Origin of the sequence: Pectinatus frisingensis (assembly GCF_015732285.1) — a bacterium.
GTDB classification, from domain to species: domain Bacteria; phylum Bacillota; class Negativicutes; order Selenomonadales; family Selenomonadaceae; genus Pectinatus; species Pectinatus frisingensis.
Map to the genome: position 1 here is coordinate 1 of NZ_WIQU01000049.1, position 21,184 is coordinate 21,184.

The 21,184-nt window shown below is 36.5% G+C and carries 19 protein-coding genes and 2 pseudogenes; 16 read left to right on the top strand and 5 right to left on the bottom strand.

Translation table 11 applies throughout. The features are described 5' to 3' along the window. The 5 genes and pseudogenes from I6751_RS09100 to I6751_RS09115 all read left to right on the top strand — a co-directional run. Positions 1-213 (top strand): integrase core domain-containing protein (locus I6751_RS09100; protein WP_196599079.1); only part of this gene is annotated, 213 nt, incomplete at its 5' end. Positions 214-809: 596 nt separating this feature from the next. Continuing rightward, positions 810-911: pseudogene (locus I6751_RS14115) on the top strand (hypothetical protein); the annotation flags it as partial. Positions 912-1,468: 557 nt separating this feature from the next. Next, positions 1,469-1,666, top strand: coding sequence for a transposase (locus tag I6751_RS14120; protein ID WP_414153202.1), 198 nt, complete (start codon positions 1,469-1,471; stop codon positions 1,664-1,666). 186 nt (positions 1,667-1,852) lie between these two features. Continuing rightward, entirely contained in the window at positions 1,853-2,803 is a 951-nt protein-coding gene (locus I6751_RS09110; protein WP_196591332.1) for a hypothetical protein, read from the top strand. Positions 2,804-3,114: 311 nt separating this feature from the next. Then, positions 3,115-3,678 carry a hypothetical protein gene (locus I6751_RS09115; RefSeq protein ID WP_196592245.1) on the top strand — a complete coding sequence of 188 codons (564 nt, stop codon included), beginning with the start codon at positions 3,115-3,117 and terminating at the stop codon, positions 3,676-3,678. A gap of 169 nt (positions 3,679-3,847) precedes the next feature. On the opposite strand, the gene I6751_RS09120 is transcribed toward I6751_RS09115, so the two are convergent. The 3 genes from I6751_RS09120 to I6751_RS09130 all read right to left on the bottom strand — a co-directional run bounded on the left by I6751_RS09120 (position 3,848) and on the right by I6751_RS09130 (position 5,472). Beyond that, positions 3,848-4,303 carry a hypothetical protein gene (locus tag I6751_RS09120; RefSeq protein WP_196592243.1) on the bottom strand — a complete coding sequence of 152 codons (456 nt, stop codon included), beginning with the start codon at positions 4,301-4,303 and terminating at the stop codon, positions 3,848-3,850. Between the two features lie 105 nt (positions 4,304-4,408). Continuing rightward, entirely contained in the window at positions 4,409-4,909 is a 501-nt protein-coding gene (locus I6751_RS09125; RefSeq protein ID WP_196592242.1) for a hypothetical protein, read from the bottom strand. A gap of 320 nt (positions 4,910-5,229) precedes the next feature. Continuing rightward, on the bottom strand, positions 5,230-5,472 hold the full coding sequence (locus I6751_RS09130; RefSeq protein WP_196592240.1) for a DUF3781 domain-containing protein: 243 nt from the start codon (positions 5,470-5,472) through the stop codon (positions 5,230-5,232). 312 nt (positions 5,473-5,784) lie between these two features. Between I6751_RS09130 and fba the strand changes: the two genes are divergently transcribed. The 6 genes from fba to I6751_RS09160 all read left to right on the top strand — a co-directional run bounded on the left by fba (position 5,785) and on the right by I6751_RS09160 (position 13,773). Continuing rightward, positions 5,785-6,750 carry a class II fructose-1,6-bisphosphate aldolase gene (gene fba, locus I6751_RS09135; RefSeq protein WP_196592238.1) on the top strand — a complete coding sequence of 322 codons (966 nt, stop codon included), beginning with the start codon at positions 5,785-5,787 and terminating at the stop codon, positions 6,748-6,750. 140 nt (positions 6,751-6,890) lie between these two features. Then, on the top strand, positions 6,891-8,429 hold the full coding sequence (guaA, locus tag I6751_RS09140) for a glutamine-hydrolyzing GMP synthase (protein WP_196592237.1): 1,539 nt from the start codon (positions 6,891-6,893) through the stop codon (positions 8,427-8,429). A 488-nt stretch (positions 8,430-8,917) separates the two neighbouring features. Then, the gene (locus tag I6751_RS09145) at positions 8,918-9,265 is read left to right on the top strand and encodes a hypothetical protein (RefSeq protein ID WP_196599080.1); all 348 of its coding nucleotides are present in this window, start codon (positions 8,918-8,920) and stop codon (positions 9,263-9,265) included. A 61-nt stretch (positions 9,266-9,326) separates the two neighbouring features. Beyond that, positions 9,327-11,075, top strand: a complete 1,749-nt coding sequence (locus tag I6751_RS09150; protein ID WP_231038035.1) for a Mu transposase C-terminal domain-containing protein — start codon at positions 9,327-9,329, stop codon at positions 11,073-11,075. Beyond that, positions 11,072-12,313: a TniB family NTP-binding protein gene (locus I6751_RS09155; RefSeq protein WP_196599082.1), complete on the top strand. Its 1,242-nt coding sequence runs from the start codon at positions 11,072-11,074 to the stop codon at positions 12,311-12,313. The genes I6751_RS09150 and I6751_RS09155 overlap by 4 nt, the downstream gene beginning before the upstream one ends. Continuing rightward, complete coding sequence (locus tag I6751_RS09160) at positions 12,310-13,773, top strand: TniQ family protein (RefSeq protein ID WP_196599083.1); 1,464 nt, start codon at positions 12,310-12,312, stop codon at positions 13,771-13,773. Before I6751_RS09155 ends, I6751_RS09160 begins: the two co-directional genes overlap by 4 nt. Before the next feature lie 1,114 nt (positions 13,774-14,887). Here the strand turns inward: I6751_RS09160 and I6751_RS09165 are convergent. Further along, positions 14,888-15,814 (bottom strand): Kiwa anti-phage protein KwaB-like domain-containing protein, encoded by a 927-nt coding sequence (locus tag I6751_RS09165; RefSeq protein WP_196599084.1) that lies wholly within the window; start codon positions 15,812-15,814, stop codon positions 14,888-14,890. A gap of 467 nt (positions 15,815-16,281) precedes the next feature. Here I6751_RS09165 and I6751_RS14125 point away from each other — a divergent pair. The 4 genes and pseudogenes from I6751_RS14125 to I6751_RS09185 form a co-directional block, all read left to right on the top strand. Beyond that, positions 16,282-16,407, top strand: a pseudogene (locus I6751_RS14125) (abortive infection family protein); the annotation flags it as partial. A 122-nt stretch (positions 16,408-16,529) separates the two neighbouring features. After that, a complete protein-coding gene (locus I6751_RS09175) occupies positions 16,530-17,600 on the top strand; it encodes a hypothetical protein (protein WP_196599085.1) in 1,071 nt (356 codons plus the stop codon). A 17-nt stretch (positions 17,601-17,617) separates the two neighbouring features. Further along, positions 17,618-18,397 (top strand): UPF0489 family protein, encoded by a 780-nt coding sequence (locus I6751_RS09180; RefSeq protein WP_196599086.1) that lies wholly within the window; start codon positions 17,618-17,620, stop codon positions 18,395-18,397. Positions 18,398-18,756: 359 nt separating this feature from the next. Beyond that, a complete protein-coding gene (locus I6751_RS09185) occupies positions 18,757-19,683 on the top strand; it encodes an abortive infection family protein (RefSeq protein WP_196599087.1) in 927 nt (308 codons plus the stop codon). A gap of 390 nt (positions 19,684-20,073) precedes the next feature. On the opposite strand, the gene I6751_RS09190 is transcribed toward I6751_RS09185, so the two are convergent. Beyond that, complete coding sequence (locus I6751_RS09190) at positions 20,074-20,214, bottom strand: transposase (protein ID WP_330998720.1); 141 nt, start codon at positions 20,212-20,214, stop codon at positions 20,074-20,076. 33 nt (positions 20,215-20,247) lie between these two features. Here I6751_RS09190 and I6751_RS09195 point away from each other — a divergent pair, with 33 nt between their 5' ends. Further along, positions 20,248-21,183: an SH2 domain-containing protein gene (locus I6751_RS09195; RefSeq protein ID WP_196599088.1), complete on the top strand. Its 936-nt coding sequence runs from the start codon at positions 20,248-20,250 to the stop codon at positions 21,181-21,183. Position 21,184 lies beyond the last annotated feature (1 nt).

Sequence of the window (21,184 nt, forward strand, 5' to 3'; positions counted from 1 at the left end):
CTGATCGAATGCTTTAACAAGCAGTTCAAGGCATGGTATAAAACCAAACAGGGATTTTCTTCTTTCAATTCCGTCAACAATCTTATCGCGGTTTTTCTCTTTTTTTACAATTTTGTCCGTCCTCATTCCGCTCTTAACAGTTTGACTCCGGCACAAGTTGCAGGGCTCAATCTTTCTGCCAGAAGTAAACACAAGCTTTTGTTCGTTGCTTGAAGTAATTGGCTGTTCCCATTTGTTAATCTTTCATGTTTACTTTACAAAGCCATTAGTGTTATGCTTATTTGCAATCGCTATTACATATTGAGTTTACTCACTGAGATATAGGGTGGACTTATCTAAAGTTAATGTCAAGAGAACAGGAAACAATATTTCAAAGGTATATCTTCAAAGTCCATGTTCTCCAGCAGAATTGGATGATCCATAGTTATCTATAATACACATTTAACCAAGTTAATTGAGATAAGCACTAACCGGCAAGAAGGGGGTGTCGCACTAAGAAATTAGTGTGGCACTCCTTTTTCTCTGTGTAAAAGATAAACCCCGGACTTCGAAAAGTTCGAGGTTCGGGGTAGAATTTACCTATGTCATTAAACGAATTTACACAAAAAGATTATACAATGAATGGCGGCGCTTATCAATTAAAGTTTCCTCTAAATATTGAATATCTTATTCCAAAAGATGAATCTGTTCGGCTGCTGGGACAAATTGTTGAGAAGATAAATTTGCAAAAGCTGTATCAGCCCTATTCCCGTTACGGGAAAAATCAGGCAAACCCAAGACAGATGCTTAAAATCTTACTTTATGCTTACATGAACCATATTTACTCTGCCAGAAGCATTGAGCGGGCCTGCAGACGGGATATTAATTTCATGTATCTCATGGAAGGAAAACCAGCTCCTTACCATGCGAACATTGCCCGCTTCCGCAGTCTCCATGTTGCACAACTGGCAAAAGAAGTTTTCACTCAGTTTGATGGCATCTTGGCAGATTGTGGTGAGCTTTTTTTAGAGAATTTGTTCATTGATGGTACAAAGATAGAAGCTGCTGCTAATAAGTATACCTTCGTTTGGAAGAAGGCAACGACCTGGAATCAGCAGAAACTCATGGATAAGATCTCTGCATTCTTTGCACAAGCAGAGGATAATTTCGGCATCCACATTCCTCACGGAGGAGCTGTCCGTATGTATCATCTCAAAAAAACTCTGGCGGAAGTTAAAATACCTGCAGGGCCAATGCAAATTAGTATTTGTGATATAAAAATATCGCGGCCGATGCTGGGTATGAGAGCAAAGAAAATTATCTGTATCTGGAAAAGCAGGATTATATCGCCTACATCAAGCCTGCCAATTATGAAAAGAGTCAGACACAACCCTACAGTAAGGACATTGGACGGCGTGGAAATCTGGCCTATGATGCAGAAACCGATAGCTGCACCTGCTATAACGGAAAGAAGATCACAAAAATCGGAATTCGTAGAAGTAAGAGCAAGACGGGCTATCTTGCCGAAAAGACAATGTATGCTTGTGAAGATTGCATGGGTTGCCCCTATAAAACAAGTTGTCGATGGAAAGACGCACCAAGCATTTTGAGGGTTCAAAAGTCTTTCAGAAAAAACGTGCCGAAGCTTTTGAACGGATCTGTATCGTTAATGCTGGTGAGTGCATAGTATTCTCTTTGCTTAAAATATGTTATTATAATAAAATTATGCATTATAGCATACCAAAAACTGCAAAACAACCTCAGCTCTTAACTTTATGGGTAATATTATCAGGGAAAAATAGTGTTCCGCACAGGCAGTCTCGTACACCCTACTGCGAAATATAGCGAACCGTAGAGCAGATATATGGAGGAAATGATGGTTAATATTAATTTGGGAAATATTGAGTTTCAAATGAAAAAATGGCACGATTTTTCATGGCTCAATTCATTGGGCAAGATTTTCTGTGTATTTTCACAAAATGATTCTGGTAACATTAGTTTCGGTATTGATGACGGCAAAGAAAGATATTTTGTTAAAGTGGCAGGATTAAAAACCATTGAATCAGTCAGAACACCGGAAGAAGCTGTTGCTTCATTAAAAAAAGCAATGCTTATATACGAGAATATAAAACATCCAAACTTAATTGAACTGGTAAAGCACTATTCTCTTGGAGAAATTTATATTGCTGTATTCAAATGGACAGAGGGGGATTGTTTGTTTGATTATTGGAATTTTGAGAAATACCATAATAATCCTCAGATAGTGCCGCCTGCCAAACGATTCAAGCAGTTGCCACTTAAAAAAAGGATTAAGTCCGTGAAAGTGTTATTTTCCTTTTTATCTACTGTGGCAAAAAGAAACTATGTCGCTGTAGATTTTTATGACGGAAGCATACTGTACGATTTTTCAACCGATATCACAACCATATGCGACATTGATTTTTTTAGAAAAAAGCCGGCAATAAATGATATGGGTGAGGACTTTTTTGGCACAAAGAGATTGAAAGCCCCGGAAGAATATGTGAAGGGTGCTGTAATTGACGAAGCAACAAATGTATATACGCTCGGGGCGTTGCTATTTAGTTTCTTTGGCAATTTCACAGACGCAGATATACAGCGAAGATACGACGAAAATGCTTTCACCCCTTGCTCGCTTGAGAAATGGGAATTAAGCAAGTCGTGCTATGATACCGTGTTAAAAGCAGTTTCCGTTGATAGGGCTGCCCGATACGCTTCCATGGATGAATTTTTTATTGCGTGGGACAAGGCGGAGAACGATAGCCCGGGAAAGTACGGCACTTCGGGCCAACTTGGACAGAAGTGAGTTAGAATTGCGAAGCTAATGAAAATATCGAATTATAATACATATGAATTTGCTTGTATTATTTATATTAGCTGCAAGAAAGGTAGTAACGAAAAAATGAATATTAGACCTATTAAAAATAATGAGATTATCTTGCTTACTGATTTTTTATATGAAGCAATTTTTCAAAAAGGCGCAAACAATTGGCACCAAGAACTATTATCCAAGACCCATCTATTTTAGCATGGTCGTTTATTGTTTATGTTATACTAAAAACAATTTAGACATTTGAATTTCAGATTACTTATATTTTTATACAGAAAGGATATTTTATGGATGCGATAAAAATACTCAATTTGGAAAACGATGGTCTAAATATGGCTGCGGACGGGCAATTTCTATATATACGCTGTAAACGTACTTTTTGTAAGTGTGATTTCATTGACATGAGCCCGACGGCACAAAACATTATCTTCAAAAAGGACGGCAAAGCACGCGCTTTTTCAATTTGTGGAAAATATATTGTCCTCACTGATTTTTGCGACCTGTATGTCCTTGATAAAAATAATCTGCAAGTAATTGAAGTTATGCGGCTCGGTGAAAATCTGTCGTCTGATTTAGGCGTCGTCAGGTTCGATGAGAGAAGTGCGTATATAAATATAAGCAACGGAAAGATGGCTGTCATGGATCTTGAAACGCTATCTGTTAAAAAATTTGATATAAATGAGTCAAGTTCATGGGACCATTGTGTTATCGGGAACCGTGTATATACCGGCACTGTCATCGGCGATCTAATCGAAACAGATACGATAAGTATGCAACCGCTTCGTAAAATCAAGTTATGCAGAAAGAATATCTACAGCGTCGCACATCTGTCATTGTATGGGCGACCATAGCTTTGTTATGTTAATTAACTGATAGGTAGATTAGCAATATATACAAATAAAAAAGCGATTATCTTATTATAAGACGATTGCTTATAAATTATATTTTCTTGAAATCTAATATGGATTGAAATTGTTCTTTTGCTTTTTAATCTTCATCAAAGTAATCTTTCTTATAAACTCAGTCGATTTTATGTTCTGCTATTTGTGCCTGTAAAAAATCAAACAACAATATTAATTTTAATGAATTAACTTCTGTTCCAAAATTTGTATCTTCTCCATGTAAAATAGCATACCGACTAAGAACTGGAATTTCGTCACCATGCCGAAATTCTTGTAAAACAATTTTAAAATAAAATTTCTTTGTAGTTTGATTAAAATCCTTACTATCGACAACAGATACGACAACAGCATCTAAATCTTTCTTATAGATTTTTTTTACAGTCATTGGAATGATATCATGAATAACCCCTTCTATTTGTGGCAATATTGTACATACAGAAGCGTTAAAATGCTTTCCTAAATGTGCATCAATTCCCTCCCTTAAAACTGGTAATCTACTTTTTAAGAGAGTATTCTTTTCCCATCCAGCATATAATCTATTAATTTCATTTGCACCATATAGTTTAACAAACAAAAGGTCAATAACTGCCTTGGCCTTTTCTTTTCCTTCAGAATCGTACAGAGTTACGATGTTAATAACATCATCAAGCGATAATTGATTTCCTACTGCTGTCGGAAATCATTCCAAATCAATAGCAATATTATTAAAACGTTCCGCTTTATTAACTTTTTTTCTTAGAAGCTCTATATCAATTGATTTTGCGATACTAACCATCACATTCTTAAGTTCCGAAAATTTTAATGCTGCGGATTCTGCAATACTTGAAAGATATGCATTATAATCATCAAAGGCTTTTTTAGTTGGTTCAAACGCTTTTTTTAAGTATGTATTATAAGTTTTTTTAAATTCGTAAAAAAAATCATCCTGATGCATCAACTGATTATAATATTCCGATAGATTTTCTTCTTCGATAATTATTTTCCCAATCCGAATTAACTCTTCATCACTCAGAAATGCTATATTATTACTCTCAACCTCTATGGACTTTGATGAATTTACGTCTGAAGAGATTATCATTGATTCCAGCAAATCTAAATATGCTTCTTTATCAGTTTTTCTGTCTAAACTCTTAGTGTAAATAAGAAATGATTTAATTCCTATTCTCGTTGATATTTTCATAAGCTAATCGCCCCCCTATAATGAATTTCTCATCATTATACCACTCGAGTTGTTCACGAAGAAAAATAAAAGCGGCTATCTTGTAATAAGATAGCCGCTTACGTAAATCGTTGTTATTGTATTTTACCACCCTACCCCTATTTGGACATAAATTTTAAAAGTTTATGAACCAATAAGTGGCTGATATATAGGGCCTTATGCAACATCTGCCACCATCGAAAACTTTACGTCTCCATGGTGCAGCTGCATCCTTATAGGGATAACAGTAATCAGCTGTTATGTCAAATTATGGCAATATATCTGTTAATGGAAGAGCTAATTTATTTTCTTTTTTCTTTGTGTGCCGTAATTATCGTGAAACTATAACTATTGATGGTTAGCACTATGTCCTCGCTGTAAACATACCAATTTTTTCCTGTTTTGACTATGCTGCGCGCATCCTTTATTTGTGATCTGCACCATGCAATGACATCAGGTGTATCAAGGTTTAGATTTTTGGTTATACGTTTGATACCCAATTCGGTGGTATGTATTTTGTCGAGGTTAGTTAATAATCCATTCATTAGTATCTCCTTTTGAATCTTATTATAACACATGACATATGATAATATCAAAGTTATATTAATTTTTTGATAACAAAATATAAGATATAATACTAATGATATTATTTGAACTTGTGCGAGTGTTAATGTAGCGTATTTTTTGCTGAACGTAAGTAGACTATTACTGTTATCTGTCTGTTAAAAGTGTAAGTATAAAGTATAACGACAAAATAATTATAAAATTTACAATTATTTTTGCCAAATTATACAAAAGGCGTGTAATTGTGATATAATTTTATAAGACACTTACATTATAAGTTGGAGGTATTAGTAATGGCAAAAGTAACCACTACAGAAATGTTTCAAAAAGCTTATGAAGGCGGCTATGCTATTGGCGCATTTAACGTAAATAACATGGAAATCATCCAGGGAATCACTGAAGCAGCCAAAGAAGAAAATGCACCTTTGATTCTTCAGGTATCCGCTGGTGCACGCAAATATGCAAAACATGTCTACCTGACTAAACTGGTTGAAGCAGCAATCGAAGATACAGATCTGCCAATTGCATTGCACCTTGATCATGGCGCTGACTTCGATATTTGTAAAGCTTGCATCGACGGTGGTTTTACCTCCGTAATGATTGATGGTTCAAAACATAGTTTTAAGGATAATGTTGAACTTACTAAGCGCGTTGTTGATTATGCCCATGGAAAAGGCGTTGTTGTTGAAGGTGAATTAGGCAGACTGGCCGGCATAGAAGATGATGTTCATGTAACTGCAGAAGATTCTTCTTATACACAGCCTGAAGAAGTTGAAGAATTTGTAAAATCCACTGGAGTTGACTCTTTGGCTATTGCTATTGGGACAAGCCATGGGGCTTTTAAATTCACACCGGAACAGTGCACTAAAAATGCTGATGGTGTTTTAGTACCACCACCACTTCGTTTTGATATTTTAGAAGAAGTTGAAAAACGCTTGCCAAACTTCCCAATCGTATTGCACGGAGCGTCGTCAGTTATTCCCAAATATGTAAAAATAATTAATGACAATGGCGGTAAATTGGCTGATGCCGTTGGTATTCCGGAAGAACAATTGAGAAAAGCAGCTAAATCAGCTGTATGTAAAATAAATATTGATTCCGATTTGCGGTTGGCATTGACTGCGGGCATTCGTGAGTATATGGTAGCACATCCGGAACATTTTGATCCACGCCAGTACTTGTCACCAGCTAGAGCATATATAAAGGAACTTGTTAAACATAAAATAACCGATGTCCTTGGATGCGAAGGCAAGGCTTAATTTTATTTATAGAAATTATTCCTGCTCTCTTTACAGCAGACAGCATTACATAGTAAACTGTTGCTGTAGGGAGAGCATCTTTTTACCTTTTTTTATTATTAATTATGTTGTAAAAACTTATACTTATAGGAGGACTTACTTTGACTGATACCAATGAAATTGTACTTGTAATTGATTTTGGCGGCCAGTATAATCAATTAATTGCCCGTCGAGTCAGAGAATGCGGCGTGTACTGTGAAATAGTGCCATATGATTATTCACTTGAAAAAATAAAGGCCAAAAATCCTAAAGGAATAATTCTTACAGGAGGACCAGCCAGCGTATATGCAAAAGACACACCGCAAGCTGTAGATGGCTTATTTGATATAAATGTACCGGTTCTTGGTATCTGTTATGGGCATCAGATCATTGCCAACGAATTAGGCGGAACTGTTACACATGCTGAAACAGGTGAATATGGTAAAACAGTATTAACACTTGATAATACGGTAAAATTATTTAAGGATATCGAAAAAGAAAATACTTGTTGGATGAGTCATCGTGACTATGTAGCAAAAGCACCGAAAAATTTTACTGTTATTGCGCAGACACATACAGGACCGGTCACTGCAATGGCAAATGATCAACGCAGGATATATGGTGTACAGTTTCATCCGGAAGTAGAACATACACCTTTTGGTAAAAAAATGCTGGAAAATTTTTTATTTGATGTTTGTCAGGTAAAGGGAAACTGGAATATGGCAGCATTTGCCGAAAGTAAGATAAATCAGATAAAAAGAATTGTCGGAGATAAAAAGGTTTTGTGCGCTTTGTCTGGTGGTGTTGATTCCTCTGTTGCCGCTGTTATAACACACAAAGCAGTCGGTAGGCAGTTGGTCTGCATCTTTGTTGACCATGGGCTGCTTCGTAAAGATGAGGGAGACCAGGTTGAAAAGGTATTTAAAGATAAATTTGATATGAATTTCATTCGTGTCAATGCCCAGGCAAGATTTCTCGGTAAATTAAAGGGTGTTTCCGATCCGGAAAGAAAGCGTAAGATTATCGGTGAAGAATTTATTCGTGTTTTTGAAGAAGAAGCCAATAAACTTGGACAGATAGATTTTTTGGTGCAGGGAACTATTTATCCTGATGTGGTTGAAAGCGGCACAAAAACATCAGCTACTATCAAAAGTCATCATAATGTCGGTGGATTGCCGAAAGATATGCAGTTTTCTCTTGTTGAACCATTGCGTGAGTTATTTAAAGACGAAGTTCGCGCAGTGGGAGAAAAACTCGGTATACCGCATGATTTGGTATGGCGTCAGCCATTTCCAGGGCCTGGGCTTGCCATACGTGTCCTTGGTGAAGTAACTGAGGAAAAATTAGCGGTAACGCGGGAAGCAGATGCAATTTTTCGTGATGAAATTGCCAAAGCCGGTCTTTCAGAAAAAATCTGGCAGTACTTCGCCTGTTTGCCTAATATAAAATCAGTTGGCGTAATGGGTGACATGCGGACTTATTGTCACACTGTGGCACTGCGGGCTGTTACCAGTTCTGATGCCATGACCTCGGAATGGGCTCGTATTCCTTATGAAGTCATTGATAAAGTGTCCCGCCGTATAGTAAATGAGGTTCCGGGTGTAAATAGAGTAGTTTATGATGTGACATCTAAACCACCTGCTACTATTGAATGGGAATAAAGAAGTTGTCACGGCCGTGACGGTAAATAAGACTATTCCCGTTTTTACCGATTGGGGCCGACATAGACAAAAAGACCTTGCATAAAAGCTTTTAGCGAAGCTTATGCAGGGTCTTTTTTTATCCTCAACCCGCGAAAATACAGGGATTTCTGCTTGCTGAAAAAGAGCGTTCACCATGGAGTGGCGGGCATGTCTGGCAAAGCCAGAGAGAATAAAGAAAAATGCCCTTTACAGAATAAACGGCAGTGCCCCGCGACATGGTGATAGTTTCTTTTATGCTTTTTGGGAAAAAGCATATTGCTTTGATTTTCACGAGTATTAGCTTAAAACGCCCGTAATACGGGGCGGGAGAATATGGTCATGAATTTCTGTTTCCCAAAAACGGAATCTCCAATTCCCCAAAAACCGCCCCTTTTCATTTTTGGGAAGTACTTTTGGGAAAATGGAGTCAAGCAGCAGAGCGTTCCTAATATGGAGGTTTTGCAAAGGTGAGGAAGAAAAATTTTAAAGGTCGTTGTGAAAAACGTGTCATTGGAAAGTGCAATGAAGTATGTAGGACATACGATGCGATCCAATACGCCTATGCAGATATTCTGCAAACGAGTGATGAAGTAAAAGAGATACGGTGCAATGTCCCGCTTACTGGGCGGGACATTGACCAATATACTTCGGATTTTGTCTGCGTCAAGTCGGATAATGATTTGATGGTGCGAGAATGTGTATTTCGTAAGTTTCTACTGAAGCCGCTTATGGTCAAATTATTGGATGCTTCAAGGGAATACTGGTTACGGCATGGAGTTACAGATTGGGGGCTGGTCATCGATGAAGAAGCATGATTTGTTGAAGGATGGTAATAGCATTATCAGGGTTTTAGAGATAAAGCCGGATAAAATCCTCATGATCGACTGCATCAAACGGACTATGCCTGTATGGGTGGCATCTTCGACTTTGGATTCCTTTGCCCAATGCACTGGTGAAGGTTTGATTCAGACTACGAATTTTACCGTCACTGATATTGATGCTTTGGATGCTGAGCAGAGAAAAGTAATGTATGACCGCTATACGTTGATTGCACCGATTCTACCGTTTATAGCGGATGAAAGAATGCGTGCTAAAGTTATCAGTTCTACAGCTATAGAAAATAATATATCAAAGCAGACTATTCGGATCTATTTGTGCCTGTATTTAGCCTATATGAATATAACAGTTCTTGCCCCGCGGAAGCAGAGGGATGATACAGAACTGACACAGGATGAAAAAAATATACGATGGGCTTTGAATAAGTTCTTCTATACTACGAAAAAACAATCCCTTATGACTGCTTATACCATGATGCTCAAAGAGAAATATTGTGACAGTATGGGCGTTTTAGCAGATGCGTATCCTTCCTTTTATCAATTTCGTTATTTCTACCGTAAGACAAAGAAGATGCAGAACTTTTATATTTCTAGAAATGGATTAAAGAATTACCAGAGAAATAACAGACCGCTTATTGGCGATGGTGTACAATCATTTGCTCCTGCTATTGGCGTGGGAATGCTGGATTCTACCATATGCGATATTTACCTCGTTAATGATATTGGTAATATTGTAGGAAGGCCAATATTGACTGCTTGCATTGATGCTTACAGCGGTGTATGTTGCGGCTATGTCCTATCGTGGTCTGGTGGCGTATATAGCCTTCGGGGACTGATGCTGAATGTTATAGCGGATAAAGCTGCTTGGTGTAAGCAGTTTGGCATTTCTATAAATGCAGAAGGTTGGTCTTGCGATAAACTTCCTGCGACGTTGGTTACGGATATGGGAAGTGAATACAAATCGGAAAACTTTGAGCAAATTGCAGAATTGGGCGTTAAAATAGTCAATCTTCCATCCTATAGACCTGAGTTGAAAGGCATGGTGGAGAAATTCTTTGATGTGGTTCAGTCAACCTATAAAAAGCATCTGAAAGGCAAAGGGGTAATTGAAGTTGATTATCAAGAAAGGGGAGCGCATGACTACCGGAAAGATGCTTGCTTGACCATGGTGGATTTTGAGAAAATTATCCTTCATTGCATCATGTATTACAACTCTCAACGGACACTTGAGAAGTTTCCCTATACCGAATCCATGATTGCTGAAAATGTAAAACCTCATGCAAGCTGTATCTGGAACTGGGGTAAATCCCAAATCGGTGCCAATTTGATTGAAGTAAGTGCTGAAGAGCTTATACTTACGCTATTGCCGAGAACTATGGGTAAATTCAGCATATTTGGCTTAAAAGTAAACAAAATGCGCTATCACTGTGACGGGTATACAGAGCAGTATCTTAAAGGCGGTGAAGTTACCGTTGCCTATAATCCAGAGGATGTTACTTCTGTATGGCTATTGGAAAATGGAATATATGCTAAATTTACCATTATTGAATCTAGATTTGAGGGTAAAGATTTGATTGCCGTACAGGAGTTACAGACAGCGCAGAGATCGATTACCAAAGGAGCTAATCAGAATAATCTACAGGCTCAGATTCATCTTGCGCGGCACATTGAGATAATCGCTGGTAGTGCCAGGCGCAGTGGCGATGTGAGCGTAAAAAATATTCGAGATAACCGCAAATGTGAACAGCATAAACGCCATAGAAATTATATGGAAGGAGCTAAGTCATGATAAATCTTTCAGACATTATCAACGTCCTGCCTCACATGAAGTCAGGGGATTCATTAATAGCTGCATTGGAAATATTGCCGGAGTACAATCCTGAAAGCCGCAACACAGATACTTCCGTAAGGCTTATGATGCTATCCGACTTGTACAGGATATATATTCCTTCGCAGATGTCGCTGGAAATCTATAGTAAATTGTACTTGGCTCTTTTGCGATCCATGCAGAAAAAGGGAACAAAGCTGGCAGTACAGCAACAAAATCAAAACTATAGAGCTATCGTACAGCAAGAGTACAGTGGTATCATGGGTGGATCGGATAGTTTTACCATTATCGGCACATCTGGAATAGGTAAAAGCAGTGCGATTAGCAGGGCTATTAAGCTGATTACAGAGAATCGAGTGATAGAAGCTGAAAATCCGTATACACATATCATTCCATGTATAATCGTGCAATGCCCGTTTGATTCCTCAGTAAAGGGGTTATTATTGGAGGTTCTGCGCAAAGTTGATGAGGTTTTAGACAGCAAATATTATCAAAATGCTTTAAGGGCAAGGGCTACGACAGATATGCTCATTGGTTCTGTCAGTCAAGTTGCTCTTAATCATATTGGTATGCTGGTGGTAGATGAGATTCAGAATGTTGCTAACAGTAAAAATGGCAAAAGCTTAATTGGAGCTTTGACGCAGCTTATTAATAACAGCGGAATCAGCATCTGTATGGTCGGCACTCCTGAAAGCAGCAGATTCTTTGAATCGGCAATGCAGCTTGCACGGCGTTCCGTGGGATTACAGTATACGACTATGAGTAATGACAACTATTTTCAAAACTTTTGCAAGGTTATGTTTCAGTATCAATATGTGCAAAAGAGAACGGAAATCACAGATGGAATTATTGCGTGGCTTTATGAACATAGCGCAGGAATTACATCGGTTGTGGTAGCGTTGCTTCATGATGCACAGGAAATTGCTATTTTGAATGGCAAAGAAATCTTGAATCTGGACTCTTTAAATGAAGCCTATCAACAACGGTTATCTCTGCTTCATGGCTATATTCAGCCGTCTGTTTCAGTGGGCAAGCAGACAACTAAAATCAAGAAAAAAGCGATTGTCCATACTGCTGAAAATGAAACTTTAGATGATCGTGTTAGTATTGCTGATTTGGTTGCTAAAGCCAAGAATGAAAATATGGATATTGTGCAGCTTTTAAAGTCCAATATGCCTGTTGTGGAGGTAGCGGTATGATAGCGTATTTTCCTACTGCATATCCAGATGAACTGCTTTATAGTCAGCTGGCACGATATTATACGAAATCCGGATACATGGCCTATACTTTTGCGGCAGAAGAATTGTTTGCATCAAAGACTGTACGCCCGGATATGGATTTTATCAATAATTATACTCTTGCCGCAGTACAGGCTATAACAAGAAATATGCCTATGGAAGCGGTCGTTGAAAAACACACCATGTTTTCTAGTTATGGGCGTTTTTTGCCGAAAAAGCGCAGACAAAAAGCATTTCAATCCTTGGTATCTATGAAGGGGAATTACCATAACCTGCTACCGATACCTCAAAGCAAGAATGGCGAAGTTCGCTGTTTGCGCTACTGTCCAGCTTGTGCAGCTAATGATAGAGAACAATATGGAGAAGCATACTGGCATCGGATTCATCAGATAATAGGGATTCGTATGTGTCCGATTCATCGGTGTTACTTGATAGACAGTGATGTGATAATTAGTGGTCAAGCTACGCCCTCTTTAAAAACAGCTGAGGAAATGATACCGCAATCGGAATCATGCGTATTTGCGGATAACGAAATTGAAATCCACGTTGCCACATATATGGCAACGGTTTTTCAAGCTGATGTTGATATGGATTCAGGTGTTATGGTTGGTGAGTTCCTTCACTCTAAAATGGCTTATACAAAATATAGGTCTGTCCGTGGAGAGCAGAGAAATATTGCATTATTTCATGAGGAATTTAAAGAATATTATATGGCCTTATCCAAAAATAGGTTTACGGAGTTAGCGCAGATACAGAAGGTGTTGACGAATGATAGAGTGAACTTCTATGAAATTTGTCTCATGGCTATGTTTCTCGACATTAGCACAGATGAAATGGTGCATATGGAACTTCCAAAGAAATCACAGCAACAGCTTTTTGATGAAAAAGTTTATAAACTTCATGAACGGGGTTTGAAGTATCCTGAAATTGCAAAAATGCTTAGTGCTCCGTATGGAATTGTTAAGACCATTGGTGAAAGGCGGTATGGAACATATCACAAGCCAGCTAAAACGTCACTCAAAAGCGGCCCTAAGCCTCAAAACTGGCAGCAAATTGATGAAGATACACTACCGCTTGTAAAAGATGCTATCCGCCAGTTGCAGGGTGATGGAACAACCAGACCTAAAAAGGTTACTACTTTTGCTGTTGAGAGAATCCTGCAACTTTCCAGTAAAAAAATATCTTTGCATCTACCAAAATGCCTTGCTGAGATACAGCAGCATGAGGAATCACAAGAGCAATATTGGGCTAGAGAAGTAGTTTGGGCTGTACGTCAGATCAAAGATGGTAGTGTTACGTTGACATGGCGCAAGGTACGGGATTTAACGAATATGCGCCGTAGCGATTTTGAAGCTTGTCTGCCGTATATTTCTGAATATGTAGAGTGTGAGATTGATGAACGAATACTATGTTTGCTGTAAATTAGTCAATGATTGTATATGTGCAGTAAGCGTATCGAACATATTGTAAATTGTTGAAGTATAGCAAATATTAGTGTAAATTGAAAAATAGAATATTTACCATTGGTGCGTATGATATAACCGCCCAGTAAAATTTAGGTAGGCATTCCTCTAAAAATTTGTTTGGGAAAATATTACCAATCCAAAAGCTAATATTATGCAAATGTATGAATTTTTTCAAAGTGTAAAATAAGGTTGTGTAAGTCGGATGGTCTTTCATAAAAATGATTTGCTGTTTAAATTGTTTTACTTCGTCCCTATAGATATAGCCCTAACATGGATTGGATGAAAGCGTAGTTGGAACAAGGTCATTTTCTGATGGTGTACTTTTTCAGAGTGTGAATAAAAGCCAATCGATTTAGAAATGCTCCGACTGTCCGATTGACAGCTAGGATAACAAGTACCATTATGGTGGTATAGATTTTCATGATTTTTGATATTCCAACGTCAATCCATGGGATTTTAGCAAAAATAGGTTACATTTTTGGTTTTTTCAAAAATTTTTTCTTGTTACTATATAGAGATTGGGAGATAAAGGCGTCGCTTCTATACCGTTAGTTTCATCCATTAGTATTTGGTTGAACTGTTCGATTTTTAACCGAGATAGAATGTAGGTTTCATTTTCATCGATGTATAATTTATATCCAGCGTAAAAGAAAATCGGACATAATCTAAGCCAATCTGTTTGAAGAATTATAATTCCACATAGTAAGAAAATAATAATAAAAATTGCAGCCCCGGAGTAATCAAAATTGATGCTAAGAATAGAAAGAATATATGGAATAAAGAAGGCGGTCATTTCGCTAGTTGTATTTTTGGATAGTTTTCCATAAATACGTTCCGACGGACTAAATAAAAAAGATTTTCGATATACAATAATAAAGAAAACTGTAATAGAGAAAACTGTGAGAAAAATTAGTATAGAGAAAATAATTGGATGTAGATTCCAGGGATAAAGCAAGCATTCTATCGAAAATGTGCATTGTTTAAACGATAATAAACGGAATAAAAAAAATATATATATTGGCAAATACGATGCAGTATACAAAATCCATATAGAAACCGTTGTTAACATTTAGACTTCACCTTCTATCATTGCAACGCCTGTTCTATTTGCAAGAAGTGATTTGAAATAGGAATCTGATAGCAAATTGACAATATGAAATAGTTGGCAACGTTCACGGTATATCAGCTTTCCTTGCTCATTAAAATCAATATCAAGTCCAAGTTCAGATACGATTTCAGGGACTTTATCATAATTGTCAAAAAACATAGGTAATCGATCTTTGGTCATTATTGTTGTAAATCTCTTCATAATTCTTATATCGCTACAACAATCTTCCGTGAATTGCTCAATATTAACAAGAACATCTTTACTGAGAATTTCGCCAAGTGCTTCATTGGTTTTCCTAAGAAACTCATCTCGATAGTCAAAAATTCGTTCAAGTGAGATATGATTCAGTAAAAACAAATCATCTCCAAAGGCAATCATATCTGTAAATTCGTCAATACCTAAAAAGTCATTTTCAATTACATTGAGGGCATTGTTTGCAATTCTAGTTAAGATGCCACTTCTAAGTTTCTTTAGTTTTTGGAATTTCCTAAAAATATATAGGGGGGAGCCATCGACATTCACTTCGATACAATAGAATCCTATTTTATCAATTTTCAATGAATCCATTTCACGGTATAAATTTTGAGTATCAATACTATCAATAAACTCGGAAAACATTGGGATTTGTGTAATCGAGATTTTTTCAAGTTCTCCGTCTAATACACCGATGGGATTATAAGCAACGATCGAATCTTTTTCTAATTGAGCTTCAATATAAGGAAATACAGTATTAAGAATGACCAGTTGAACTTCATTGCTTACAGTCGGCTGATGTGTAACATATTTTGTATTTCCGTTTGATGAAACCTTTCTAGAAAAAAAAATGCGGGTACAGTTGTTGGGTGTATGACTCTTGACTGTTGCAATAAATTCTTTAAGTTGTTCCATGAAATGTTGATCCTTTCTATTAGTTATTTTACCGAGGGTGAATACAATGATAGGCTGGTTCAAATCTACGCCATCATAAAAGATTATATAATTGTGTTCTAAATAGTGACGTTTAGGTGTACCTTCAAATTCTATATTTTTATGGGTTATGATAGAAAGTTGAGTTGATGGAGGGGTGTTTGATATATAACTTTTTGGCAGCCTTTGTTGTGTTTTTCATTGTAGTAGTCATTATAAAACATTATAATTGTTTTTGAATCGTAATGCCATCTTATAAGAAAACTATACAATGAAATTATTCTTGAATATGAGTTAACAGCACCAATATTTCATAAATGGGTAAAGCAATTTAATAAGATAAGATCTTTTAAAGAGGTTAATAATCGAAGTCCAGAAGAAAAATAACTACATGTATTATGAAAGCAAAATAAGCAGTTATTTATGGGGGATGATATTCTAATCCCTATGGTAGTGTACATGGGAAAAGTTCTACATATAAAGATCTTGAAGAGCGGAATGCTAAGCTTGCTGTTGGAAAAAGCATAACTTTTGTTAGTTTTCTGTGGGATACTTATGAAAGAAGGACTAGTTAAAATTGTGAATTGGATTAGTGAAATAACAAAACGTGATATTTTCAACTTGTTTAAAAACGAAATTTTTAAGACGTACGTTTCCAATAGTTATCTGTTGATTTTTTGTTTAAGGTGGTTTTATAGTGAATGATTTAGATCTACAATTAATACATGATTTTCGCATAAAAGTTGAAGAGCATGATTTTGTCCATTTTAAATATCATGACGTACAAGGCAAAGACCAGTGGAGCTGTATCTGCTCTGCAATGGATTGGATAACCGTTGGTATGGAATACATTTCTGATATAAAAGATGGGACGAGAAATTATAAACATAGTATGGAAATGTTTGCATATATCGCAAGTATTGATGTGGTTTGGGAGGGAATCCAGCAGATACATAGAGTACTGTATAATATTACTGATATACCTTTTAAAAATGAGAATGAGTGTTTTGATGGAAAGATACTGGATGAAGATGACAATAACTATTTTAAGACATTAAGGGCATCTTTCGGAGCTCATCCTGTAAATCTCAATGGGAGAGAAAAGGGCGAGAAATACTTTGCAAGTTGGTCAGGAGATATCCTCGGTGAGTATAGTGTGATTCTTTACAGCAATAAAGTTGGAAATGGATCTCGCAGTATGTATTTAAAAGTAAATGAGCTGAATAAGTTTTTGGAGAAGCGGTATGGCTATTTAAATCAGCTTATGGATGAAATAGATAGGCAATATAAAGCATATAAGCAAGAAATGAACCATATTTTTATTAAGGAAAATGATGATATATGTAAGCAACTGGAGATATTACAAATCGAGTCTAGTAAAAGACTAGATTTGCATAAAATCCTTATAGGCAGGTTGATTATGTTTTTTACCACTCCAATTATTGATAAAGAAAATAAAAAAATGGTAGATGAATATAAAAAAGCCTTGAAGCCCGTAGTGAAGCAAATATATAATTCATTACAAGCCTTGGAATATGATGGAGTTGATTATGATGCCTTATATCCATCAACGAATAAATTACAAAATGGATATGCCTATTATATTGAAAAGCTATCTAGCTATATTTACGGAACAGGATACCATGCATCATTTTGGGAACCAAGATTACGAGGGATTTTTAAAGACCATTTTGTTATGGAATATAAGAGTTACGAAGAATTATATATTCTCATAAATTCATGTATATATAAACTAAACAAAAATTAACTAATAGGGAGATAGCGATGGATATAGCTGATTTTCTTACTCCTATGGGAGCCTATATAAGTATTATGGAACATCCTTTTACGAAAGATGCAATTGAAGTGGCTGTATTTCATGAACACAGAGTAGCCTTTTATTATTGGGCGTTATGGAGTACAGGGATAGAATATAGTACCCCTCCGATTTCACCGCCACCGACCTTGGTTTCGTTTGATTGGCACGAAGATACGGCGGCTCCCAATAAAGATGAGAAGGAGGAACTTAAAAACCTTGATTTAGAGAAAAAGGGTGATATCGCTTTCTTTTCTTGGGCAAAGTTGCATCCTCACAATGATGGACATATTCTTAGTGCCGCATATTTAAATTTAATATCTGATATTTTTTTAGTTCGTAAACAAGAGCCAGATTTACACAAACCATTTAAGGACATGTTTGGTAACATTCACAAAATATATAGTTTTGATAATGCTAAAGATATGTATAATTCTTTAAAAAAACATATAGGCGTTGATAAAGTATATCTTGATATTGATTTAGATTATTTCACGGAAAGTCTTGATCCTTGTGGAGGCGGGAGTGAATTATCTTTAGTTCCAACAGACGAAATAATAGCTACGCTGGACCCTCAAAGCGATTTAATGCAATTTATACTGCCACGGCTTTCGGGGATGACTATTGCAATAGAACCCGAATTTTGTGGGGGATATTCTAGTGCTATGAGTATATATCATAGTGTAGAAAAGACCATGTTTAATGGGCAATTGCTTTCAGAGAATAATAGTCCGAGCTTTAAAGTATAAAAATGGTCAGTTGGAGAATAAAATTAAACAAATAAACAAAATAAAAACCATAATGTTGTCGCCAATCAGCTGCCGATCGGCTTTGATACACCGGAGCTGAACACGCTGTATATGAACTGCACTTTGTAAAAGGCCGGACTGATTCAGTTGGATTTCCGGACGAATCGTATTGCGGATATGCAGGAAAACTCTGAGACCTATCTTGAATTAGTGCTTTGTAAAAGAAGAGCTGAGATTCATGAGTTATGCGATACATATGATTACAACAATCAAGCTTTAGACCATGCAGAGCGAACTACTGAAAGCTTTGATGTATTAGTGCTGTTGTGCGATACTTTGGTTGAATAAGGGTGACACATATGAAAGTTAAAGAAACCAATCTGTATGAATTATTGAAAACGAAGGAAATCATTGCTATTCTTAATGGTGATAAAAAATACAGCACATATGAATTCGGGGATGGTTCAACAGTACCTATTGCTATGCCGTATTTGAGCGGACCAGACCTTTGTGGTGTATCCACATTGTTCGGTTTGCCGATGTCCTATTCATGGGGCAAGGACGCCAAAAATCTCAGTCGTTGCCAATACCTTGATAATTTGATGAAATACTGCATGAAACATAACAGATGCTCTGATTTACTGGCATATCTTTTTGGAAAAGAACAATTTGCAAAAATGTTGTCCGGGCATGGAGTAGATGAAATTAATGCTGCCTATAGACATATCACCACTGAAATTATACAGGAAATCAATGGCATGCTATATTTTGGAGGAAATGAATTGACGGTTATAGGCAATCGATTTATTGTCAGAGCAATCGGCAGTAAAGTTGAAGTGCAGGTACCGCAGATAAAATCTATCGACCGGGAGTATATAAAAAGTATTTCCGGGCGTGCCATGCAGGATGTGGAACAGCAAAATTTTGATAGTGCCATCACGAAATCAAGAACACTACTTGAGGAAACATTTTGTTATCTCATAGAGAAAAAAGATGAAACACCCTCGGACAGTGGAGATATAGGAAAATTATACAAGCAGGTCAGAACACTTTATAATATGCACACCGATGGAAATACCGACAGAAGAATCAAGACATTACTTTCTGGCTTAAATAATATTGTTTCTGCAATTGCGGAAATGCGTAACAAAGACAGTGATGCCCACGGTGTGGGATCAAATAGAATTCACATTGACGAACATCACGCTCGCCTTTTTGTAAATTCAGCAATGACGATGGCAGATTTTATTTTGTCGGTTGAAATCAAAGCAAATAACACTCCATAAAATGTAATTTCGCCTATAATTCAGTCAAAGCATTAGGGGCGCTTATCTTTTTCGTTATTAATAAGCGGATTTCAATGATTTAATCGTATGACCCAATAAGATCTATCAAATGAGCTATATCCGAAATGATATATTATTTACATGACACCATAAGAATCCCTATGCCTTAACTGGCATGGGGATTCTTTTCATATGAAGGGGGCAAATAATCATGGTAAAACGACAGCAGGTGTAAACGGTACTAATATTAATCTTTTGCTAGATGATTTTCTGAGGTACTGTCAACGTTCTTTCGCAAATTCATAAATCTCATCCATGTAAAAATCAGTCGAGAATTGTATCCGCATTACATCCATAAAGATGCTTCATATCCATGTATTTTTTACAACCTCATTGAGAGTTAACAACATGGCGAAGTCTCGCACAGACCAGCATTAATGCACTTTCCCCATCGGGGAAAGTGCCAACAACACGCGTCCGGCGCCGTATCTCACGGTTAAGGCGCTCTATTGCATTGTTTGTACGGANAATATTTTTATAATAACAAGGGAGTGTGACCTAGCCATGATGGTAAACAATACAACAAATGCTATAAAAGCTACTAATCCAGTAGTAAGTCCTGCTAGTAATAAAACAAATACTACAAATGATAAAACAGAAACTTCTCCATCCTATCTATTAGATTTAACACCTAGAACATTATCTGATGACGAGATGCAAAAATTAAACGATGAGATTAAGAGCTTTCTAAAAACGCATAAGATTACAGAATCAAAATCAACAAAAGTTAATAAAGATACTGTTATAATGAATGGTATTACTTATAAAGCTGAATTTATGCGCACTCAAAACATTTTTGGTATTGGTGAGGGGAGCTCATATATATATGCTACATTAGCTTATCTTGGACATGAGGATCCTAAAACCAATTTAGCTTTAGATCCTAATGTTAATCCTCTTGATGGTACTGCTTATCAGGAAATTAAAGCATTGTTTGAGGGAACTAATACCGATAAAGAACATTATAATAAATTATTTGCACAATCTACTGAATGGAATTTCTATAGTGCAAAATCACGTTTCAATTATACGAATGACATGTATAAATTTTTAAAAGATATGGATAAGGTTACTGGTAAATCCGTAATAGGTAATGTTAACAGCAGTTATTATAAAATCAATGATATTAAAGAATCTGGTGATTACTCTGTGGCTTTTTCCTATAACAAAAATCTTGTAACACTTAGTAATCAGTTAGTTGATTTTATGAGTAATAATCGTCAAGATGATGATATATGGAAAAATGTTATTAATGGACAATATCATAATATGAATGAGGTCGTAAGTGCATTAGATAACAAAGGTGATAAAACTGCTGCACAAACTATGCAAAATAATTTGAATAATAATATTGATACAGAAATAGCAAACAGTGGTTTTCAAAATAATTATCTAGAAAATATCTGGAATCTTTTAAAAGCTGCCGGGTATAATAAATAAA